Here is a 21,002-nt window from a genome sequence, read left to right on the forward strand (position 1 = left end):
CGCCGCCCCGCTCAGCGCCGAGGGCGTCCGGCGGCCGACGATCGCCGGCGCCTCGTGGACCAGCTCGTCGTTGGTGAGGGCGTCCACCATGAACAGCGCGAAGTCCACCCGGCGCGTGATGTTGCTCGTGAGCGCGGGGTCCCCGACGTGGCGGCGCCACACGGGCAGGCCCTGGCTCTCGCCCTCCTCCAGGTCGCTGCCGCGCACGACCGTCCACCGGGTGTCGCTGGCGAAGATCCGCCGGCACGCCTCCACCTGGTCGTCGATGTCGGCGAAGCGGGTCAGCCGCGCGATCGGGCCGAAGACCTTGATGAACGCCCTGAGCTTCCACGGGTACACGTCCCGCCCGTCGCGGGTGATGTGCCAGCCGCACGAGAAGACCAGGCGCGCCCCGGGGTCGGCCTGCTCCAGGACCGCCCGCGCCGTGCCCGTCGCGTAGCCGTGCACACCCCAGGGGACCAGGACGGTGAGCACGCCGTCGCACCCGGCGACCGCCCGTGCGATGACGTCTCGGTCGTCGGTCGCCCCCGCCACGACGGTGATGCGGTCCTTGAACTCGTCCAGCTTGCCCACGCTGCGCTCACGGCACACGCCGACGACCTCGTACCCCCGGTCCAGCGCGTGCCGCACCATGTACCGGCCGAGCTTGCCCGAGGCGCCGACGATGCAGATCCTCGGCCCGCCACGACTGTTCATCTTCGTTCTCTCCTTGTCATATCGGTCATGTCGGCCCCGAGCCGCTCATTCCTCGGGGTACTGGAAGACCTCGTCGAGCGGCACACCGAACGCCCGGGCGATCTGGAACGCCATCTCCAGCGACGGCGAGTAGCGCCCCCGTTCGATGGCGATGACCGTCTGGCGGGTGACACCGATGCGTTCGGCCAGGTCGGCCTGGGTCATCTCGCCGTGGGTGAACCGCAGGGCGCGGATCCGGTTGGTGACCCGGGTCGGCTTAACCATGGAAGGCACCGTGGTAGGCGCGAATCTTGGCGACGGCCCCCCACGTCGCTCCGATGGAGCCGAACAGGAACAGGGCGTTGCCGATCCAGAAGTGGTCCACTTCGAGCATCGCCAGCACCAGGACGCCCGCGGCGCCGAAGGCGGTGACGGCCTGGGCCAGGCGGTCGCCGTAGTGGTCGATCTGGCTGTCGCGCACGTCGCCCCGGGGCTGCACCTCCCGGCCGACGACGGCCGCCGCGATCGAGACGAGGATGCCCCCCACGATGGTGGCGACGAGCGTCGCGCCGATCGTCCACAGCATCGGACCGGCCCAGGCGACCTCCGAGGCGGGCTGGTCCCGCAGGTGGGGCAGGACCACGGCGAGGTAGACGACGGCCGCCGCGGGCGTGACGAAGGCGGCCACCCACGCGTTCCGCTGCCCGAACGTCATGGCGACGGGACCTTCCGGGTCGGCGTCTCGGATCATCGCCCTCTCCCTTCCATGTCAAGAATCATTAACATGCTTCAATGTAAAGCACCTTTGACATGAGGTCAATGATTCTAGACATGGAAGGGCATCGTCCCAGCGTGGACGACGCCCCTCCGGCACTCGCGCGGGGCCCGCCCCCGGCAGCCGCGGGCGCAGCGGGCGCCGCCGCGAGATCATGGCGAGGCCTTCACGGCAGGGGCGGGAGACGGGTGCGGGAGACGGGTGACCGGATGGGTGGGACGGACAGCGGCGGCCACACCACGCTGACCAGGCGCAACTTCGCGGGTTTCGCCTCGATGATGCTCCTGCTGGAGTTCATCATCGTGGGCATGGGGGCCGTCGACCTCCTGATGATCGCCCCGCTCGGGGTGGACCACATCGCCGCGCTGGGGCTGGGCGACCTCATCGCCATCGCGGTCTTCGCGTTCTTCACGGGCCTGGTGCACGCCTACGCCGGCCGGGTCGCCATCGCCGAGGGCGGGGGCGAGCTGTCCCGGCGCCTGCCGGTGCTGGCGGCCGCCTCCCTCGTCGTCCTGCTGGGGTTCCAGGCCCTGGGGGTGCTGCTGGCCGCGGTCATGGGGCCCGCGCTGTCCGCCATCGGCCAGGCCCCGGAGATCGTCCCGGCGGTCGACGCCTACCTGGACATCCGGTTGAGCGGGATCGTGCCCGCCCTCGTCGCCTCCGTGCTGGGTGTCACCCTGCGCGTGTGCGGGGCCCGGAACCGGGCGACGGTCGTCCTGGCCCTGGGGTTCACGGCCAACCTGGTGCTGGACTATCTGTTCCTGTACACGGGCCTGTCCGGGCTGTTCGCCACCCCCGAGAGCGGCGTCGCCTTCGCGACGGTGCTGGCCCAGACGCTGATGGTCCCGGTGGGGGCGTGGTTCCTGTTCCGGGTCCTACGGGACCGCGGCGACCGCCTCCCCCGCCCCGGCGCCGCGGCCGTCGGCGCCGAGCTGCGCAGCCTGGCCCCCACGGCGTGCGGGATCGGGGGCCGCCACGTCAACGACTACATGAGCGCCACCGTGCCCATCCTGTTCATCGGCACCCTGGGGGCGGGGGCCGTGGCGGCCACCGCGGTGGCGGGCAAGCTCTACACCCTGTACTGCCGCCTGCCCCAGTCGTGCTTCGAGGCGGCCTTCGTCTTCTACGGCTACGTCGGCGAGTCCTCCCGGGAGGTGCTCGTCAGAACGTTCCGGACGGTCACCGGCTACTCCGGCGTGGTCACGGCGGCCAGCGCCATGATCGCCCTGGCCGCCACCCCGTGGCTGGTGGCGGCGTTCTCCGGTGAGGGGGTGGACCGTGCCCTGGCGCAGTCGATGTTCCTGGCGTACATGGTCAGCATGCCGGTGTACTTCTTCGACCAGATCCTCGCCCGCTTCCTGGCCGTGCACCAACGCGGGAACGTGCTGTTCGGGGCCTCCACCCTGACCTACGCCGTCGCCCTGCCCCTGGCCTGGTGGTCGGTGTTCGTCCTGGACTCGGCCTTCTGGGCCATCGCGAGCAGGGGCGCCGTCTTCGCGCTGTCCGCCCTCGCCTTCTGGTGGGTGCTGCGGCGGATCTGGGCGGCGGGCCGCACCCCCGCCGAGGAGGCCGGTGCCGACCGCCCGCCCGCCACCTAATGCGCGCCGTCGACCTCTTCGTGGTAGGTGCGGCGGGTGCGCTCGGTGTGCTCGCTCATGAGCTCGCGGGCCCGGGCCGTGTCGCCCCGCTCGATGACCTCGACCAGCTGCTCGTGCTCGTCCCAGGAGGCCGAGCCGCGGATGCCCGCGACGGGTGCGTAGTACCAGCGGACCCGGCGGTCGACCTGGGCGGCGAGTTCGGCGAGGACCCGGTTGCCGGAGGCCTCGGTGACGGTGCGGTGGAAGTCGGCGTTGGCCTTGACGACGGCCTCGGTGTCCGCGCGGCCGGTGGCCTCCCGGCCGGCCGCGACCAGTTCGCGCATGAGCCGGATCTGCTCGGGTGAGGCGTGCTCGGCGGCGAGCCGGGCGGACTCGGCCTCCAGCATCGCGCGGACGGCCAGGAGCTGGTCGGCCTCGCTCTCGGTGGGGGTGTGCACGTACGCGCCGTAGCCGGGCCGCAGGTCCACCCAGCCCTCGTTGCTGAGCCGCTGCATGGCCTCGCGGATGGGCTGGCGGGAGACGCCGAGGGTCCCGGCCAGCTCGGTCTCGACCAGGTGCTGGCCGGGCGAGAGGGCCCGGGTGGTGATCAGGTCGAGGATGGCCTCGTAGACGGACTCCCGCAGTGGGACCGGGCGCTGGATCCGTCCTGCGACGGCGTTCAATCCCTGCGAGGCCATGAGGAGTCTCCAGATTCCGGCGGCGTGGTCGGGTTCGCTGTAGACAGTGTACGAAGTGCACGGGGTGCGCGGGTCACCAGGGCATCCCGACGAGTTCGACGCGCCCCGGCGGGCGGCCGGGCGGGACGACCGCGAGGGCGTCGGCGACGGCGGCCGCGCGCAGGTCGGCGGAGCCGGTGGCGGGCAGCTCCACGGCGAGGTCGCGGCTGACGCGCACCGGGACCAGCCGGACGTCGTGGGAATGGGGCCGGGTGTCGCCGATGAGCCGGACCCGGCGCCCGGTGTGCGCCGGGTCGCGGCGGCCGGCGCGGCCGCTCAGGGCGGGGACGAGCAGGGTGAGGGCGGCGGCCAGGGCCGCGCCGGGGTTGCCCGGCAGCCCGACGACCACGGTTCCGGAGGGTAGGACGGCCAGGAGCTGCGGGTGTCCGGGGCGGCAGGCCACCCCGTCGACCACGAACCTCGCGCCGAGGCCGGCCAGCGCCGCGCGCAGGTGGTCGGCCGGGCCCCGGGAGGAGGAGCCGCAGACGGCGACGAGGTCGGTCCCCGACGCCTCCCCCAGGGCCTCTTCGAGGTCCCTCCGCCGGTCCGCCAGCAGGTCGGGGGGCGCGCACGCACCTCCGGCCCAGGCCACCAGACCGGGCAGCACCGGGCCGATGGCGTCGCGGACCGTCCCGGGGCGCGGGACGCCCTCCCGCACCACCTCGTCACCGGTGATCAGAACGCGGACCCGGGGTCGGAGCACCGGCAGGGTGTCCCGGCCCAGCCCGGCGGCCAGGCCCAGGAGCGCGGGGGTGACGGGGCTCCCGGCGGGGGCGGCCACCGACCCGGCCGGGGTGGTCTCGCCCCGCAACCGCAGGTGCCGCCCCGGCTCGGTCTCCCCCCTCAGCAGGGCCGTGCCCCCTGGTCCGGGCGCGCCACCCGAGTCCCCGGCGGCCCCCGTCGGACCCTCGATGGCCCTCGGGTCCGCGGTCCGTCCCGGTCCGGCCGGGCTCAGGGTGGCGCGCTCGTAGGGGAGGACGGAGGTGGTGCCGTCCGGTACGACGGCGCCCGTGGCTATCTCCACCGCCTCTCCCCGGTCCAGGCGGGCCACGGGCCCGCGGTGTCCGGCCAGTGTTCGTCCCAGGACGGTCCAGGGCCCCTCGCCGCAGACGGCGTAGCCGTCCATGGCGGCGCTGTCCAGGACGGGGACGTCGACCGCGGAGACGAGGTCGGCCCCGAGCGTGGCGCCCAGGGCCGCGGGGAGCGGAACCTCCGCCACGGGCGCGACGCCCCCGGCGACGGCCCCGGCGGCACCCTCGGCGCCGACCTCGCGCGCCAGTTCGCGGGCCCGGAGCCAGGACGTCGGCGCGTGCTCCCGCCGACGACCGTGGAGACGAAGAACCGGAGAAGTTTCCGAGGTGACCGAGTCGGGCATTCCTTCTCTCCCTGCCGTGGTGAGGAGACGTCACGGCAGAGCATACTGTATACAGTATGGCGAATGGAAGGAGTTCCCATGCGCATCGCCGTTCTCGGCGCCGGAGCGATCGGCGCCTACGCGGGCGCCGCGCTGCACCGCGGCGGAGCCGATGTCCACCTCATAGCCCGCAACGAGCACCTGCGGGCCCTGCGCGAGCGGGGCGTCCGGGTGCTCAGCCCCCGCGGCGACTTCACCGCGCACCCCCACGCCACGGACGACCCCGCCGAGATCGGCCCGGTGGACGTCGTCCTGCTCGGCCTCAAGGCCCAGCACTACGCCGGGTGCGGCCCGCTGCTGCGCCCGCTCCTGGGCCCGAACACCGCCGTGGTCGCCGCGCAGAACGGCATCCCGTGGTGGTACTTCCACGGGGTGCCGGGCCCGCTCGCGAACAGGAGGATCGAGAGCGTCGACCCGGGCGGCGCGGTCAGCCGGGTGATCCCGGTCGAGCGCGCCATCGGCTGCGTGGTCTACGCGGCCACGGAGATCGTCGAGCCGGGGGTGGTCCGGCACATCGAGGGCACCCGGTTCTCCATCGGTGAGCCGGACCGCTCCGACTCCCGGCGCTGCCGCGACCTGTCCGCGGCGATGGTGGCCGGCGGGCTCAAGTGCCCGGTCGAACCCGACCTGCGGGTGGACATCTGGGTGAAGCTGATGGGCAACATCGTCTTCAACCCGCTCAGCGCGCTCACCCGCTCGACCATGGCGCAGATCTGCCGCCACCGCTCGACCCGGGACCTGGCCCGCACCATGATGCACGAGACCCTGGACGTGGCCGCCCGGCTGGGCGTGCACCCCGACATCTCCGTCGAACGCCGGCTCGCGGGCGCGGAGCGGACCGGCGACCACCGCACCTCCACCCTGCACGACCTGGAACGGGGCCGACCCATGGAGCTGGACGTCATCCTGTCCGCCGTGGTCGAACTGGCCGACCTGACCGGGGCTCCCGCGCCCACCCTGCGCGCGGTCGACGCCGTGGCCGGCCTGCTGAACCAGCGGGTCTCCGAGCCCGCCCCCGTCTAGCCCGCCGTTCGGAGTCCCCTTCCCCTCCCCCTTCCAGCGGTCGCCCATTGCCCCGACCCGTAACATTGCATACAGTATTCTCTTCAAGGCCACGAACGCCAAGCGAGGCCACATGCGTCGTTCCGAAGACTTCTCCGCCCCCTACGACCGACTCACCCGCCCCCTGGTCCGCGAACACGGCGAGCTGCGCCCGGCCTCCTGGGAGGAGGCCCTGGACCGCGCCGCCGCCGGGTTCCGGCAGGGCATCGACCGCTACGGGCCGAACTCCTTCGGCATGCTCTCCTGCGCCCGGGCCACCAACGAGATGAACTTCGTCGCGCAGAAGTTCACGCGCGTCGTCGTAGGCACCAACAACGTCGACTCCTGCAACCGCACCTGCCACGCGCCCAGCGTCGCGGGGCTGTCCGCCGCCTTCGGGTCCGGCGGCGGCACCTCCTCCTACGCCGAGATCGAGGACACCGACCTCATCGTCATCTGGGGCGGCAACCCGCGCTTCGCGCACCCGATCTTCTTCCAGCACGTGCTCAAGGGCGTGCACAACGGGGCCCGGCTCTTCGTCGTGGACCCCCGGCGCACCCCCACCGCCGAGTGGGCCGACCGCTGGTTCGGCCTCAACGTGGGCACCGACATCCCGCTGGCGCACGCGGTCGGCCGGGAGATCCTGCACGCCGGGCTCGCCAACGAGTCCTTCATCGAGCGCGCCACCAGCGGCATCGACGAGTACCGCGCGCTGGTGGAGCCGTGGACGCTCGCCGCGGCCGAGGCCGAGACCGGCGTACCGGCCGAGGCCGTCCGCGAGCTCGCCCACGCCTACGCCCGGGCCGAGCGCGCCCAGCTGTGCTGGACCCTCGGCATCACCGAACACCACAACGCGACCGACAACGTGCGCTCGCTGATCAACCTGTCCCTGCTGACCGGGCACGTCGGCCGGCACGGCTCCGGGCTCAACCCGCTGCGCGGCCAGAACAACGTGCAGGGCGGCGGCGACATGGGCGCCATCCCCGACCGGCTGGTCGGGTTCCAGGACATCCTGGACCCGCGGGTCCGGGAGCCGTTCGAACGCGCCTGGGGCCGGCCGATCCAGGGGCGCAAGGGCCTGAACCTCACCCAGATGTTCGAGGCCATGGAGGAGGGCGAGCTCAAGACCCTCTACGTCATCGGCGAGAACCCCGTGCAGTCCGAGCCCGAGACGCACAAGACCACCGCCCGGTTGCAAGCCCTGGACCACCTGGTGGTCCAGGACATCTTCCTCACCCGCACCGCCGAGCTCGCCGACGTCGTGCTCCCGGCCAGCGCCGCCTGGTGCGAGTCGGACGGCACGTTCACCAACAGCGAGCGCCGGGTCCAGCTGGTGCGCAAGGCCCTGGACCCGCCCAAGGGCGCCAGGGACGACATCGAGATCATGTGCGAGCTGGCCACCCGGCTCGGCCACCCGTGGGAGCGCCCGGCGGCCGAGGAGATCTGGGACGAGGTGCGCTCGCTGTCCCCCATGCACCGGGGCATGACCTACGCACGCCTGGCCGAGCTGGACGGCATCCAGTGGCCCTGCTACTCCGAGGACACCCTGGAGCCGAGCTACCTGCACTCCCGCCTGTGGTCCAAGGACCCGGAGCTGCGGGGCGAGCCCGCGCCGTTCGGGATCGTGGGCCACTCGCCGCCGGTGGACCTGCTGGACGAGGACTTCCCGTTCCGGCTCACCACCGGCCGCCGCCTGGACGACTACAACACCGGGGTGCAGACCGGGGGTTTCTCCTCGCCGCTGCGGCGGGGTGAGCTGCTGGACCTGTCCCCGGAGGACGCGGCCAAGCTCGGGATCGAGGACGGCGAGACGGTCCGGGTGACCTCCCGCCGCGGTTCGGTCCTGGTCCCGGCCTCGATCACCGCGTCCATGCGGCCGGGACTGGTGTTCATGACCTTCCACTTCCCGCACCAGGTCGACACCCAGCTGCTGACCATCGACGCCACCGACCCCATCGCGGGGACCGCCGAGTACAAGGCGGCCGCCGTACGGATCGAACGCCTGGGGCCCCGGCCCGCGGCCGAGCGGAGGGGCGCCCCGGACGAGGTGCTCCGCTAGCCCGCTGGCCCGCCGACCTGTGAAAGGCGAAGGGCGGACCGTCCCCCCAGCCCCCTGGCGGGACGGTCCGGCCCGTGTCCGTTGGACCGGACGCCCGGAGGGACCGCCTCCGCCACCGGATTCGCATCGGTGACGAGGGTTGTCAATCCGGAACCCCCATCCTACTGTCTCCTGTATACAGAATCCTGTGATCTGTCTTACACGATTGAGGTGATCCGGGCGTGGACCTGCGCATTCAGGACGAGGCGGCCACCGCCGCCGAACGCGACGCCGTCGACTCACTCTTGGGCACGCCCGAATCCGGCTGGGACGGCGGCACCCGCCAGGACTCCGACCTGCGCTACGCCCGCGGTGGGCACGCCGCCCGCGACCGGCGCGACCTGCTGCTGCCCGCCCTGCACGCGGTCAACGACCGGGTGGGCTGGATCAGCCGCGGGGCGCTCGACCACATCTGCCGCAGACTCACCGTCCCCCCGGCCGAGGCCTACGCCGTCGCCTCCTTCTACGCCATGTTCGCCCTGCGCGAGCGCCCCCGGCGGGTCGTGCACCTGTGCACCGACATCGCCTGCGCGGCGGCGGGCTCGGGCGCGCTGCGCGACCGGCTGGCCCAACGCCTGGGCCCGCCCGGATCCCACACCGACGCCGCCGACCCCGACGCCCCCGCCACCACCTGGCACGAGAGCCCGTGCCTGGGCATGTGCGAACGCGCCCCCGCGGCGCTCGCCCTCCAGGCCGGGGCGCCGGCCCGGTACGCGGTCGCGGCTCCGGCCACCCCCGAGGGCCTGGACGCCCTCGCCGACGGCGCGCCCCGCGGGCAGGAGCCGACCAACGGTCACCGCTCCCCCGGCTCCGGGGCCGCCACCACCTTCCACCCCGACCCCCTCCCCGGCGCCTCCCCCGAACCCGCCCCCGAGGACGCCGTCCCCGACGCGGGAGCCCCCCACCACGTCCTGCTGCGCCGGATCGGCCGCGTCGACCCGCTCAGCCTGGACGACTACCGTTCGGCGGGCGGCTACGCGGCGCTGCGCGAGGCCCTGCGCCTGGGCCCCGCCGGGGTGATCCGCGAGGTCACCGACTCCGGGCTGGTCGGCCGGGGCGGGGCCGCCTTCCCCACCGGGCGCAAGTGGAACGCCACCGCCCAGCAACCGGACACCCCGCACTACCTGGTGTGCAACGCCGACGAGAGCGAGCCGGGCACCTTCAAGGACCGCGTCATCATGGAGGGCGACCCCTTCTCCGTGGTCGAGGCCATGACCGTCGCCGGGTACGCGATCGGCGCCCGCACCGGCTACCTCTACATCCGCGGCGAGTACCCCCGGGCCCTGCGGCACCTGGAGAACGCCATCGCCCTGGCCCGGGAGCGCGGGCTGCTCGGCGCCGACATCCTGGGGTCGGGCTTCTCCTTCGACATCGAGATCCGGCGCGGCGCGGGCGCCTACATCTGCGGCGAGGAGACCGCCATCTTCGGCTCCATCGAGGGCCGGCGCGGCGAGCCCCGCACCAAGCCGCCGTTCCCGGTGGAGAAGGGGCTGTTCGGCAAGCCGACCACGGTGAACAACGTGGAGACCCTGGTCAACGTGCTCCCCGTCCTGCTGATGGGCGGGCCGGCGTACGCCGCCGTGGGCACCGAGGGGTCCACCGGCCCCAAACTGTTCTGCCTGTCCGGCGGGGTGCGCCGCCCCGGCCTGTACGAGCTGCCGTTCGGGGCCACCCTGGGCGACCTGATCGAGGCGGCGGGCGGGCCGCCGCAGGGGCGTTCGATCCGGGCCGTGCTCCTGGGCGGGGCGGCCGGGACCTTCGTGCGGGCCGACGAGCTGGACATCCCGCTGACCTTCGAGGGGGCGCGCGCCGCCGGGGCCTCGCTGGGTTCGGGCGTGGTGCTGGTCCTGGACGACACCGCCGACCTGCCCGCGATCCTGGCCCGCGTGGCCGCCTTCTTCCGCGACGAGTCCTGCGGGCAGTGCGTGCCCTGCCGGGTCGGCACCGTACGGCAGGAGGAGTCCCTGCTGCGCCTGCGCGCCGGGGCCTCCCCCGCCACGGAGATCCCGCTGCTGCGCGAGGTCGGCCTGGCGATGCGGGACGCGTCGATCTGCGGGCTGGGCCAGACCGCCTGGAACGCCGTGGAGTCCGCGATCGACCGGCTCGGCCTCTACGCCGAGGACCGCCCCGCCACCGACACCCCCGACCCCGCTCCCGCCGCCGCCCCCGGCGGCACGGCGACCCCGGCCCCGGGCGACCGGGCCGCGACCGAGGAGGCCCGATGACCGTCCCCGTACTCCTGCCCACCCCCCGACGGCTGATCGACGCGACCATCGACGGCGAGGCCGTCCGCGTACCCGAGGGCACCACCGTCCTCGAAGCCTGCGAGGCGGCCGGGACCGACGTGCCCACCCTCTGCTACGGCGACACGCTCACCCCGCGCAACGCCTGCCGCGTGTGCGTGGTGGAGGTGGAGGGCGCCCGCACGCTCGCCCCGGCCTGCTCGCGCGAACTGGAGGCCGGCATGAGCGTGGCCACCGACTCCGAACGGGTGCGGCACAGCCGCAAACTGGTCCTGGAGCTGCTGGGCTCGTCCGTGGACCTGTCCACCACCCCCGAGGTCGCCGAGTGGATGGAACGCTACGGGGCGCGGCCCGAGCGGTTCGGCCCCCGGGCCGAACCCGCCGCCCTCGGGGTCCGCGACGCCCGGCACGCGGGAGAGCACGAGCCCGGCGACGGCTCGGTGGCGGCGACCGTCGAGCAGCCCGCCAAGGTGGACAACGACCTCTACGTGCGCGACTACTCCAAGTGCATCACGTGCTACAAGTGCGTGGACGCCTGCGGCGACCAGTGGCAGAACTCGTTCGCGATCGGGGTGGCCGGGCGCGGGTTCGACGCCCGCATCTCCACCGAGCACGACGTGGCGCTCCCCGACTCGGCCTGCGTGTACTGCGGGAACTGCATCGAGGTGTGCCCGACCGGGGCGCTGTCGTTCGCCACGGAGTTCGACATGCGCAGGGCCGGGACCTGGAACGAGGAGGCGCAGACCGAGACGACCACGGTGTGCACCTACTGCGGGGTCGGGTGCAACGTGACCCTGCACGTGCAGGACAACCGGATCGTCAAGGTGTCGTCCCCGCACGACAACCCGGTGACCCACGGCAACCTGTGCATCAAGGGCAGGTTCGGCTTCCAGCACGTACAGCGACGCGGCGACGCCTGAACGCGGCGCGGCGGCCGGGCCCCGACGCGGCGGCCCGGCCCCGCGCACCGATTCGACGCTTCATCCCCTCGACACCGACATGTCGGGAGGAGTAGACCAGTAGACGGCTCGAACGCCGGGAGGCGGTGGTGGGGCATGGGACGGGTGACCGCCCGTGAGAAGGTCCTCAGGATCAGGGAGGGGGTCGAGAGCGAGCGCGTGGACACCCTGGTCGTGGAGGAACCGCTGGAGATCAGGCTGGACGGCTCCCCGCTGAGCATCACCATGCGGACCCCCGGGAGCGATTTCGACCTCGCCGCCGGGTTCCTGGTGAGCGAAGGGGTGGTGTCCGAGGCCTCGCAGCTCACCGCCATCCGCTACTGCGCCGGGGCCACCGAGGACGGGTCCAACACCTTCAACGTGCTGGACGTGTCCCTGGCCCCCGGGGTGCCGCGCCCCGACACCTCGCTGGAGCGCAACTTCTACACCTCGTCCTCGTGCGGACTGTGCGGCAAGGCCAGCCTCGACGCCGTGCGCACCAAAGCGCGGTGGCCCGTCACCGACGACGGACTGCGGATCGACGTGCCCACCCTCACCGCGCTCCCGGACCGCCTGCGCGCGGCCCAGCGGGTGTTCGACCGCACCGGCGGACTGCACGCGGCCGGGCTGTTCACCGCCGCGGGCGAGCTGCTGGCCCTGCGCGAGGACGTGGGACGGCACAACGCGGTGGACAAGCTGGTCGGCTGGGCGCTGCGCTCGGGCCGGCTCCCGCTGCGCGAGACGGTGCTGATGGTGTCGGGACGCGCCTCCTTCGAGCTGGTCCAGAAGGCGTGGATGGCGGGCATCCCCGTGATGGCCGCCGTCTCGGCCCCCTCGTCCCTGGCCGTCGAACTGGCCGCGGAGGCGGGCATGACGCTCGTCGGCTTCCTGCGCGGCACCTCCATGAACGTCTACAGCGGAAGGGACCGCGTTCTCCTGGAGAGGGCGCTCACCGCGCCCTCGGCGGCCCCAGGGGCCTCGCACCCTCCGCACCGGTAGGCGCGGCCCTGGCCGGTGCGTTCCAGCCCCCCGTACCGACCAGGGCCGATACCGGACTCCTCGCATATCCGCGTGGCCGACGGGCCCGGAGGGCACACCCTCCGGGCCCGTTCGGTACGCCTAGTGCACCGCCCCCTCCCAGCCCCGGGGGCGCAGGGTGTAGTGCGGGAAGTTGCCGGGCGGCCGCTCGCCGGCGGGCCCCCGGGTGACCGCGTGCACGAGGAGCGCACCGCCCACGAAGGCACCGCGCCAGGAGTCGCCCAGGCCGCCGAACAGCTCGTCGCGGTCGCCGCGCGAGCGGGGGCGGTTGACGCCGACCTTGAAGGCCCGCACCCCGGCGGCCAGGCGCACGGCCGTGTCGGTGTCGTCGCAGGAGAGCGTGGCGACCAGGGCGCCGTTGCTCGCGTTCATCGCCGCCATGAGCTCGGCCTCGGTGTCGACCAGCACGATCGAGTCGACCGGCCCGAAGGGCTCGGCGTGGAAGAGCGGCGAGGACCTGGGCGGCTCCAGCAGGGCCACGGGGGCCACGTAGGCGTCGGTGTTCTGGTCGGGGAGCAGCAGGGCGTCGGCCAGGGACCCGCGGTACAGGGGCACCGCCCCGCCCGCGACGGCCTCCGCCACCCGGTCGTTGAGCTCCTTGGCCTTGGCCGCGTTGATCAGCGGCCCGAAGTCGAGTTCGGGCAGGTCGTCGGCGGGGGCGGCGACCGCGAGCGGGTGGCCGAACCGCACCCCGGCCGCCGCGGCCAGGTACGCCTGGAGGAAGTCGGCGAACCGGGAGCGCTGCACCACGAACCGGGGGTAGGCCGTGCAGCGCTGCTTGGCGTAGTCGAAGGTCTTGCGGATCTGGCCGGAGAGGGTGTCCCAGTCGTCGAACTCCCACACGCCCCAGCAGTTCAGCCCCTCCTGTTCCAGAATGTGGGGCCGGTCCAGGTCCGCCAGGTCGGCGGCGACGCGGCCGCCGGTGTCCCGGCCGCCGACGAAGGACACGCAGCCGATCTCCGGGCTGCGCACCAGTGCCGGGGCGAGGTCCCGGCCGCCCCCGCCGACCAGGGTGAACGGCAGGCCCGCCCGCGCGGCCAGGGCGACCGCGAGGGTGAGGCAGACGAGCCCGCCGTCGGTGGGCGTCTTGGCGATCACCCCGTTGCCCGCCAGGGCCTGCACGCACATGGCGTGCGCCAGGACGCTCATCGGGTAGTTCCAGCTGGCGATGTTGCTGACGGGCCCCTCCAGCGCCCGCCTCCCGTCCAGCATCCCGTCGATCTCGTCCAGGTACCACTCCACCCCGGAGATGGCGCGGTCGACGTCCTGGCGGGCCAGCCGCCAGGGCTTGCCGATCTCCCAGACGAGTGCCAGGGCCAGGGTGTCGCGGTGTTCGCTCCAGGACCGGACCGCGGCGCGGACACGGGTGCGCCGCTCGTCCAGCGGGACCCGGGCCCAGGCGCGGTGTTCGACCGCGGCCGCCGCCACGGCCCGGGCCGCGGTGGCGGCGTCGAGCATGGGCGGCCCGGCGATCTCGGTGCCGTCCACCGGGGAGTGGGAGGTGCGGGGCAGCCCGTCGGCGCGCCACCGGCCGCCCCAGCGGTTGTGCACCCGGTCGGGTCCGAAGGCCTCGGGGGCCGCCTCCCGGCAGCGGGCGTACAGGGCCGCCCACTCCGTCCCGGGTTTGAGGATCGTCGCCGTCATGGGGTCGCGGACGCCCGCGCCGGGGCGCGGCCGTCCTCCTCCTCTCGGCCGTCGGCGGCCGCCAGGGCGGACCGGGTGAGCCGGGCCGTTTCGCTGGGGGTCTTGCCGACCTTGACGCCGGCGGCCTCCAGGGCCTCCTGCTTCGCGGCGGCCGTGCCCGAGGAGCCCGACACGATGGCGCCCGCGTGGCCCATGGTCTTGCCCTCCGGGGCGGTGAAGCCCGCGACGTAGCCCACGACGGGCTTGGTCACGTTCTCCTTGATGAACGCCGCCGCCCGCTCCTCGGCGTCGCCGCCGATCTCACCGATCATCACGATCACGTCGGTGTCCGGATCGGCCTCGAAGGCCGCCAGGGCGTCGATGTGGGTGGTGCCGATGATCGGGTCGCCGCCGATGCCCACCGCGGTGGAGAAGCCGATGTCGGACAGCTCGTACATCATCTGGTAGGTGAGCGTCCCGGACTTGGACACCAGCCCGATCCGCCCCGGCTTGGTGATGGTGGCGGGGATGATGCCGGCGTTGGACTGGCCCGGGGTGATCAGCCCGGGGCAGTTGGGGCCGATGATGCGGGTGGTGTTGCCCTTGCTCTGGGCGTAGGACCAGAACTCGGCGGTGTCGTGCACCGGGATGCCCTCGGTGATCACCACGGCCAGGCCGATGGAGGCGTCGATGGCCTCGATCACGGCGTCCTTGGTGAACTTGGGCGGCACGAAGATCACCGTGACGTCCGCGCCGGTCTTCTCGATCCCCTCGGCGACCGTGCCGAAGACGGGGATGTCGGTGCCGTCGAAGTCGACCGACTGGCCGGCCTTGCGCGGGTTGACCCCGCCCACGATGTTGGTCCCGGAGGCGAGCATGCGGCGGGTGTGCTTGGTGCCCTCCGAGCCGGTCATGCCCTGGACGAGGACCTTGCTGTCCTTGGTGAGGAAGATGGCCATGGTGTGTTGCTCCCTCTACTTCGCCGCGAGCTGCGCGGCCTGCGCGGCGGCGCCGTCCATCGTGTCGACCTGTCGCACGGCCGGGTGGGCGCGATCGGTGAGGATCTGCCGGCCCAGCTCGGCGTTGTTGCCGTCCAGCCGGACGACGAGCGGCTTGGTGACGTCCTCGCCGCGGCCCTCCAGCAGCTCCAGGGCCTGGACGATGCCGTTGGCGACCGCGTCGCAGGCGGTGATGCCGCCGAAGACGTTGACGAACACGCTCTTGACGGCGGGGTCGCCCAGGATGATCTCCAGGCCGTTGGCCATCACCTCGGCCGAGGCGCCGCCGCCGATGTCGAGGAAGTTCGCGGGCTTGACGCCGCCGAACTCCTCGCCGGCGTAGGCGACCACGTCCAGGGTGGACATGACCAGCCCGGCGCCGTTGCCGATGATGCCGACCTCACCGTCGAGCTTGACGTAGTTCAGGCCCTTGGCGGCCGCCCGGGCCTCGCGCTCGTCCGTGCCGTGCGGGTCCGCGAAGCTCTGCCGCTCCGGGTGCCGGAACAGGGCGTTGTCGTCCAGGGTGACCTTGCCGTCCAGGGCGATGACCCGGCCGTCCTTGGTGAGGACGAGCGGGTTGACCTCGACGAGCGTGGCGTCCTCGCCCTCGGTGACGTCCCACAGCCGGGTGATCACGGCGGCGACGGCGGCGCGGGCGTGGTCGGGTATCCGGGCGGCCCGGCAGATGTCCAGGGCCTCCCCCACCGTCACCCCCGCGGGGCCCACCGGGGTGCGCACCACGGCGCCGGGGTCGTTGTGGGCGACCTCCTCGATCTCCATGCCGCCCTCGGCGGAGCAGATCGAGAGGAAGTTGCGGTTCGCGCGGTCCAGCAGGAAGGAGAAGTAGTACTCCTCCGCGATGTCGGAGGCCTCCTCGACCAGGACACGGTGGACCGTGTGGCCCTTGATGTCCATGCCGAGGATCCGCTCGGCCTTGGCCTGGGCGTCCTCGGGGCCCTCGGCGACCTTGACGCCGCCGGCCTTACCGCGGCCACCGGTCTTGACCTGGGCCTTGACCACGACCCTGGAGCCCAGGGCGCCGGCCACCGCCGCGACCCGCTCCGGGGTGTCGGCGATCTCGCCCCGGACCAGCGCGACACCGTACTCGTTGAAGATCTGTTTGGCCTCGTACTCGTAGAGATCCAAGGCTTCTCCTCCTTGCGGTTCGTCGCCCCCTCCCACAGTGATACTCCACACTGTATGCAGTATTCAATAGGCACGTGATCGGAGATTCCCCCTTCACAAGCCACCCCTCATTTTGCATACTGCATACAAGGAGGTGCCGCCATGTTCCCCCGACACCTGCCGGAACCCCCGGCCCGCCGCCCCCCGCCCCCGACACCGGTCCCCGCCGCCGCATCCGCCTCATCCGCCACGGCCGTCACGGCCGTCACCGACGTCCGCGACTGGCGGGGCAGGCGGTACACGGTCGGCCCCTCCGCCCGGACGCTGACCGGCCTGCCCCGGTCCGCCCTGCTCCTGCGGGCCCTGACCGCCGCCGCGGCCGTGGGCGTGCTCCAGTTCGGCTACGGCGCGGCGGTCCCCGCGCTGATCGCGGCGCACGGCTGGTCCCCCGCCCAGGCCCTGGCCCCGTTCCTGGTCTGGGCGCTGGTCCAGGGCTCCTTCGCACCCGTCCCGCGCCTGCTGCGGGCGCACGGCCTGCTCGGCCCGGGCCCGGCGATCTGCCTCGGCGCGGCGCTGTGCGCCGCGGCCCTGTACGCGGTCGGCCACCTCGCCGACCCACTGGCCGCCGTGGTGGGCTACGGCCTGCTCGGCGGCGCGGGAGCGGGGCTGGTCTACCACTCCTGCGTGGACCTGGTGGAGGGCTGGTTCCCGGACCGGCACACCGTACGCCTGGGTTCGGTGGGCGGGGCCTTCGCCCTGGGGTCGGTCCCGCTGCTGCCCGCCCTGGTGCTGGGCCTGTCCCCCGCGTCCCTGGCCGCGGCCTCCACCGCCCTGGCCCTGGGCGTGCTCGCCCTGGGCGCGGCGGGCGGGATCGGGCAGCGCGCGGCCCCGGAGCACTGGTGGCCGCCGGGGCGCGACCCGCGCGCGGCCGCGCTGCGCCCCGGCGCCGATCCCCCGGCCGCACGCGACTTCAGCGCGGGCCAGGCCTGGGCGAGCGGTCGCTCGCTGCCCGCCCTGCACACGATCGTGGCGCTGTCGGGGACGGTCGGCCTGTTCACCCTCGTGGCGCTGCCCGCGCTTCTGCTCTCCCTGGGCCGCGACCCCACCGAGGTCGCGGCGGTGATCACGGCGTTCGCCCTGGCCAGCGGACTGGGAAGGCTGGCCGCGAGCGGCGTCGCCGAACGCGCCGGACGGCGCCGGACCCTCACCGCGCTCCTGGCCGCGACCGCCCTCGGGCAGGTCGGCCTGGCCGCCGCGATCCCCGCCGGACCGCTCCCCGTCCTGGTCGCCATGGGGCTCGTGGTGGGCGCGGGGACCGGGTCCTGCTACCCGCTGACCAGGGCGATCACCGAGGGGCATTTCGGTTCCGGGCAGCACAGTGGTTCCGGGCAGCACAGTGGTGCCGGACGGCACGGCGGCCCCGGGCGCTCGGCCGACCTGGCCGGGCTCGTCCACGGCTCCAAGGCGGTCGGCGGCCTGCTGGGGGTGGGCGGCGCCATCGCGCTGCCGTCCCTGGCCCCGGCCGGTTCGCACGTCCTCTGCCTGGCGGCCTCCGCGCTGCTCCCGGCCGGGGCGGCCGTCCTGGCGGCGCGGCTGCGCCGGCCGCTGCCGATCCGGACGCTTCCGCACAGGGTCTGGACAGCGGGCCGCCGGAGTGCTCCAATGTGATGCACACGGTATACAGTATCCGAACTTCCCATCGACTCCCCCGCAACAACCGGTGAAGCAGGCAAGTCCTCCCGCACGAAAGGGGTCGTCGCACCGATGGCCGACGGCAAGGTAACCACCGAAACCCACAGCGACAACACCACCATCTCCGGTGGCCACCTGGTGGCCAAGGCGCTCAAGGCCGAGGGCGTCGACGTGATCTTCACGCTCTGCGGCGGCCACATCATCGACATCTACGACGGCTGCGCCGACGAGGGCATCGACGTCATCGACGTCCGGCACGAGCAGGTCGCCGCCCACGCCGCCGACGGCTACGCCCGGATCACCGGCAGGCCCGGCTGCGCGGTGGTGACGGCGGGCCCGGGCACCACCGACGCGGTCACCGGCATCGCCAACGCCTACCGGGCCGAGAGCCCCATGCTGGTCATCGGCGGCCAGGGCGCCCTGAGCCAGCACAAGATGGGCTCCCTCCAGGACCTGCCGCACGTCGACATGATCAACCCGATCTCCAAGTTCGCGGCCACCGTCCCGCACACCGCCCGGGTCGCCGACCTGGTCTCGATGGCCTTCCGCGAGGCCAACAACGGCGCCCCCGGACCGGCCTTCCTGGAGATCCCCCGCGACGTCCTGGACGCCAGGGTCCCCGTGGAGCAGGCCCGCATCCCGGCCGCCGGGCGCTACCGGGCGTCCACCCGCCAGGCCGGCGACCCCGCCGCCGTCGAGCGCCTCGCCGAGCTCATCGTGCGCTCGGAGCGGCCCAGCATCCTGCTCGGCAACCAGGTGTGGACCACCCGGGCCACCGGCTCCGCCGTCGAGCTGGTCCGCGCGCTCAACATCCCGGCCTACATGAACGGCGCGGGGCGCGGCACCCTCCCGCCCGGCGACCCGCACCACTTCCAGCTCTCCCGGCGCTACGCCTTCACCAACTCCGACCTCATCATCATCGTCGGCACCCCGTTCGACTTCCGGATGGGCTACGGCAAGCGCCTGTCCCCCGACGCCACCGTCGTGCAGATCGACCTCAACTACGCCACCGTCGGCAAGAACCGCGACATCGACCTGGGCATCGTGGGCGACGCCGACGTCATCCTCTCCTCGGTGCTCCAGGCGGTCTCCGGCTACGGCGACACCGGGGCGCAGGCCCGCAAGGGCTGGCTGGAGGAGCTGCGCACCCAGGAGCAGGCCGCGCTCGACAAGCGCGCACACCTGCTGACCTCCGACTCCACCCCCATCCACCCGTACCGCCTGGTCGGCGAGATCAACGAGTTCCTGACCGAGGACTCCATCTACGTCGGCGACGGCGGCGACATCGTCACCTTCTCCGGCCAGGTCGTCCAGCCCAAGTCCCCCGGCCACTGGATGGACCCGGGGCCGCTCGGCACGCTCGGCGTCGGCGTCCCGTTCGTGATGGCGGCCAAGTACGCGCGGCCCGACAAGGAGGTGGTCGCGCTGTTCGGCGACGGCGCCTTCAGCCTCACCGGCTGGGACTTCGAGACCCTGGTCCGCTTCGACCTGCCCTTCGTGGGGATCGTCGGCAACAACTCCTCGATGAACCAGATCCGCTACGGCCAGATCGCCAAGTACGGCGCGGACCGGGGCGAGCTCGGCAACACGCTGGGCGACGTGCGCTACTCCGAGTTCGCCAAAATGCTCGGCGGCCACGGCGAGGAGGTCACCGACCCTGCCGAGATCGGCCCGGCCCTGCTCCGCGCCCGCGAGTCCGGCAAGCCCTCCCTGATCAACGTCTGGATCGACCCCGAGGTGTACGCCCCGGGGACCATGAACCAGACGATGTACAAGTAGCCCGGAAGGAGAGTCATGGGCAAGGCACTCGACGGGGTCCGCGTCCTGGACATGACCCATGTCCAGTCGGGACCGTCCGCGACCCAGATCCTCGCGTGGATGGGCGCCGACGTCGTCAAGCTGGAGGCGCCCTCGGGCGACATCACCCGGCGCCAGCTCCGGGACAAGCCCGGCGTGGACAGCCTCTACTTCACGATGCTCAACTCCAACAAGCGGAGCATCACCCTCAACACCAAGAGCCCCCAGGGCCGGCGGATCTTCCTGGACCTGGTGCGCCGCAGCGACGTCCTGGTGGAGAACTTCGCACCCGGCGCCCTGGACCGGATGGGGTTCACCTGGGAGGTGCTCGCCGCGACCAACCCCAGGCTCGTCTACGCCTCGATCAAGGGCTTCGGCCCGGGCGTGTACGCCGACTTCAAGGCCTACGAGGTGATCGCCCAGGCCATGGGCGGCTCCATGAGCACCACCGGGTTCGAGGACGGCCCGCCACTGGCCACGGGCGCGCAGATCGGCGACTCGGGCACCGGAATGCATACAGTGGCCGGTATCCTCGCCGCGCTCTACCAGCGGGTGCACACCGGCCGGGGCCAGCGCGTCCAGGTCGCCATGCAGGACGCGGTGCTCAACCTGTGCCGGGTCAAGCTGCGTGACCAGCAGAGGCTCGCCCACGGCCCGCTCGCGGAGTACCCCAACGACGACTTCACCGACGAGGTCCCGCGCTCGGGCAACGCCTCCGGCGGCGGACAGCCCGGCTGGGCCGTGCGCACCGCGCCCGGCGGACCCAACGACTACGTGTACGTGATCATCCAGCCCGCGGGCTGGAAGCCCATCACCGAGCTGATCGGCCGGCCCGAACTGGCCGAGGACCCCGAGTGGGCCACCCCCGAGGCCCGGCTGGACAAGCTCGACAAGGCCTTCGCCCTGATCGAGGAGTGGTCCCGGGAGCAGCCCAAGTGGGACGTGCTCGCCGCGCTCAACGCGCACAACATCCCCTGCGGGCCGATCATGTCCACCCGGGAGATCATCGAGGACCCCACCCTGCGCGAGAACGGCGTGGTCACCGAGGTCGAGCACCCCGAGCGCGGCAGCTACCACACCGTGTCCTCGCCCATCCGCCTCTCCGACTCCCCGGTGGAGGTCCGCCGGTCCCCCCTGCTCGGCGAGCACAACGCCGACATCTACCGCGACGAGCTGGGCCTGACCGCCCAGGAGCTGGCAGAGCTCTCATCGAACGGAGTGATCTGAGCGC

At 73.1% G+C, this 21,002-nt stretch carries 17 protein-coding genes; 9 read left to right on the top strand and 8 right to left on the bottom strand.

Features of this window, described 5'->3' with window-relative positions:
- From ACJOT3_RS02170 to ACJOT3_RS02180, 3 genes are all read right to left on the bottom strand, one after another.
- On the bottom strand, positions 1-696 hold a 696-nt coding region (locus tag ACJOT3_RS02170; RefSeq protein ID WP_406968151.1), incomplete at its 3' end, for an NAD(P)-dependent oxidoreductase.
- Between the two features lie 45 nt (positions 697-741).
- Entirely contained in the window at positions 742-960 is a 219-nt protein-coding gene (locus ACJOT3_RS02175) for a helix-turn-helix transcriptional regulator (protein ID WP_406968153.1), read from the bottom strand.
- Positions 953-1,426, bottom strand: coding sequence for a hypothetical protein (locus ACJOT3_RS02180; RefSeq protein WP_406968155.1), 474 nt, complete (start codon positions 1,424-1,426; stop codon positions 953-955). The genes ACJOT3_RS02175 and ACJOT3_RS02180 overlap by 8 nt, the downstream gene beginning before the upstream one ends.
- Positions 1,427-1,659: 233 nt before the next feature.
- On the opposite strand from ACJOT3_RS02180, the gene ACJOT3_RS02185 reads away from it, so the two are divergent.
- Positions 1,660-3,048: an MATE family efflux transporter gene (locus tag ACJOT3_RS02185; RefSeq protein WP_406968157.1), complete on the top strand. Its 1,389-nt coding sequence runs from the start codon at positions 1,660-1,662 to the stop codon at positions 3,046-3,048.
- Here the strand turns inward: ACJOT3_RS02185 and ACJOT3_RS02190 are convergent.
- On the bottom strand, positions 3,045-3,725 hold the full coding sequence (locus ACJOT3_RS02190; RefSeq protein WP_406968159.1) for a GntR family transcriptional regulator: 681 nt from the start codon (positions 3,723-3,725) through the stop codon (positions 3,045-3,047). The two genes, ACJOT3_RS02185 and ACJOT3_RS02190, sit on opposite strands and share 4 nt — an antisense overlap.
- A gap of 73 nt (positions 3,726-3,798) precedes the next feature.
- Complete coding sequence (locus tag ACJOT3_RS02195; protein ID WP_406968161.1) at positions 3,799-5,139, bottom strand: molybdopterin-binding protein; 1,341 nt, start codon at positions 5,137-5,139, stop codon at positions 3,799-3,801.
- Between the two features lie 78 nt (positions 5,140-5,217).
- Between ACJOT3_RS02195 and ACJOT3_RS02200 the strand changes: the two genes are divergently transcribed.
- From ACJOT3_RS02200 to fdhD, 5 genes are all read left to right on the top strand, one after another.
- Complete coding sequence (locus ACJOT3_RS02200; protein WP_406968163.1) at positions 5,218-6,201, top strand: 2-dehydropantoate 2-reductase; 984 nt, start codon at positions 5,218-5,220, stop codon at positions 6,199-6,201.
- Positions 6,202-6,313: 112 nt separating this feature from the next.
- Positions 6,314-8,278 (top strand): molybdopterin oxidoreductase family protein, encoded by a 1,965-nt coding sequence (locus ACJOT3_RS02205; RefSeq protein WP_406968165.1) that lies wholly within the window; start codon positions 6,314-6,316, stop codon positions 8,276-8,278.
- A gap of 221 nt (positions 8,279-8,499) precedes the next feature.
- Positions 8,500-10,542: an NAD(P)H-dependent oxidoreductase subunit E gene (locus ACJOT3_RS02210; protein ID WP_406968167.1), complete on the top strand. Its 2,043-nt coding sequence runs from the start codon at positions 8,500-8,502 to the stop codon at positions 10,540-10,542.
- Positions 10,539-11,480, top strand: coding sequence for a 2Fe-2S iron-sulfur cluster-binding protein (locus ACJOT3_RS02215; protein ID WP_406968169.1), 942 nt, complete (start codon positions 10,539-10,541; stop codon positions 11,478-11,480). Before ACJOT3_RS02210 ends, ACJOT3_RS02215 begins: the two co-directional genes overlap by 4 nt.
- 135 nt (positions 11,481-11,615) lie before the next feature.
- On the top strand, positions 11,616-12,497 hold the full coding sequence (fdhD, locus tag ACJOT3_RS02220) for a formate dehydrogenase accessory sulfurtransferase FdhD (protein WP_406968171.1): 882 nt from the start codon (positions 11,616-11,618) through the stop codon (positions 12,495-12,497).
- 120 nt (positions 12,498-12,617) lie between these two features.
- Here fdhD and ACJOT3_RS02225 read toward each other — a convergent pair whose 3' ends face one another.
- The 3 genes from ACJOT3_RS02225 to sucC are packed head-to-tail and all read right to left on the bottom strand — an operon-like array spanning position 12,618 to position 16,303.
- Positions 12,618-14,180, bottom strand: coding sequence for an aldehyde dehydrogenase family protein (locus ACJOT3_RS02225; protein WP_406968173.1), 1,563 nt, complete (start codon positions 14,178-14,180; stop codon positions 12,618-12,620).
- Positions 14,177-15,118, bottom strand: coding sequence for a succinate--CoA ligase subunit alpha (gene sucD, locus ACJOT3_RS02230; protein ID WP_406968175.1), 942 nt, complete (start codon positions 15,116-15,118; stop codon positions 14,177-14,179). The genes ACJOT3_RS02225 and sucD overlap by 4 nt, the downstream gene beginning before the upstream one ends.
- A 15-nt stretch (positions 15,119-15,133) precedes the next feature.
- Complete coding sequence (gene sucC, locus ACJOT3_RS02235) at positions 15,134-16,303, bottom strand: ADP-forming succinate--CoA ligase subunit beta (protein WP_406968177.1); 1,170 nt, start codon at positions 16,301-16,303, stop codon at positions 15,134-15,136.
- 141 nt (positions 16,304-16,444) lie between these two features.
- On the opposite strand from sucC, the gene ACJOT3_RS02240 reads away from it, so the two are divergent.
- The 3 genes from ACJOT3_RS02240 (at position 16,445) to frc (ending at position 20,998) form a co-directional block, all read left to right on the top strand.
- Entirely contained in the window at positions 16,445-17,950 is a 1,506-nt protein-coding gene (locus ACJOT3_RS02240) for an MFS transporter (protein WP_406968179.1), read from the top strand.
- A gap of 96 nt (positions 17,951-18,046) precedes the next feature.
- A complete protein-coding gene (locus ACJOT3_RS02245; protein ID WP_406968181.1) occupies positions 18,047-19,753 on the top strand; it encodes a thiamine pyrophosphate-binding protein in 1,707 nt (568 codons plus the stop codon).
- 15 nt (positions 19,754-19,768) lie between these two features.
- Entirely contained in the window at positions 19,769-20,998 is a 1,230-nt protein-coding gene (gene frc, locus ACJOT3_RS02250; RefSeq protein WP_406968183.1) for a formyl-CoA transferase, read from the top strand.
- Positions 20,999-21,002: the final 4 nt, after the last annotated feature.

It is taken from the genome of Nocardiopsis protaetiae, from assembly GCF_045446735.1.
GTDB classification, from domain to species: Bacteria; Actinomycetota; Actinomycetes; order Streptosporangiales; family Streptosporangiaceae; genus Nocardiopsis; species Nocardiopsis protaetiae.

What these genes read in the sequence shown, in the direction of transcription:
- ACJOT3_RS02175 (WP_406968153.1), bottom strand. Translation starts at nt 960, where the DNA reads ATGGTTAAGCCGACCCGGGTCACCAACCGGATCCGCGCCCTGCGGTTC.
- ACJOT3_RS02180 (WP_406968155.1), bottom strand. Translation starts at nt 1,426, where the DNA reads ATGATCCGAGACGCCGACCCGGAAGGTCCCGTCGCCATGACGTTCGGG.
- ACJOT3_RS02185 (WP_406968157.1), top strand. Translation starts at nt 1,660, where the DNA reads ATGGGTGGGACGGACAGCGGCGGCCACACCACGCTGACCAGGCGCAAC.
- ACJOT3_RS02190 (WP_406968159.1), bottom strand. Translation starts at nt 3,725, where the DNA reads ATGGCCTCGCAGGGATTGAACGCCGTCGCAGGACGGATCCAGCGCCCG.
- ACJOT3_RS02195 (WP_406968161.1), bottom strand. Translation starts at nt 5,139, where the DNA reads ATGCCCGACTCGGTCACCTCGGAAACTTCTCCGGTTCTTCGTCTCCAC.
- ACJOT3_RS02200 (WP_406968163.1), top strand. Translation starts at nt 5,218, where the DNA reads ATGCGCATCGCCGTTCTCGGCGCCGGAGCGATCGGCGCCTACGCGGGC.
- ACJOT3_RS02205 (WP_406968165.1), top strand. Translation starts at nt 6,314, where the DNA reads ATGCGTCGTTCCGAAGACTTCTCCGCCCCCTACGACCGACTCACCCGC.
- ACJOT3_RS02215 (WP_406968169.1), top strand. Translation starts at nt 10,539, where the DNA reads ATGACCGTCCCCGTACTCCTGCCCACCCCCCGACGGCTGATCGACGCG.
- fdhD (WP_406968171.1), top strand. Translation starts at nt 11,616, where the DNA reads ATGGGACGGGTGACCGCCCGTGAGAAGGTCCTCAGGATCAGGGAGGGG.
- ACJOT3_RS02225 (WP_406968173.1), bottom strand. Translation starts at nt 14,180, where the DNA reads ATGACGGCGACGATCCTCAAACCCGGGACGGAGTGGGCGGCCCTGTAC.
- sucD (WP_406968175.1), bottom strand. Translation starts at nt 15,118, where the DNA reads ATGGCCATCTTCCTCACCAAGGACAGCAAGGTCCTCGTCCAGGGCATG.
- ACJOT3_RS02240 (WP_406968179.1), top strand. Translation starts at nt 16,445, where the DNA reads ATGTTCCCCCGACACCTGCCGGAACCCCCGGCCCGCCGCCCCCCGCCC.
- ACJOT3_RS02245 (WP_406968181.1), top strand. Translation starts at nt 18,047, where the DNA reads ATGGCCGACGGCAAGGTAACCACCGAAACCCACAGCGACAACACCACC.
- frc (WP_406968183.1), top strand. Translation starts at nt 19,769, where the DNA reads ATGGGCAAGGCACTCGACGGGGTCCGCGTCCTGGACATGACCCATGTC.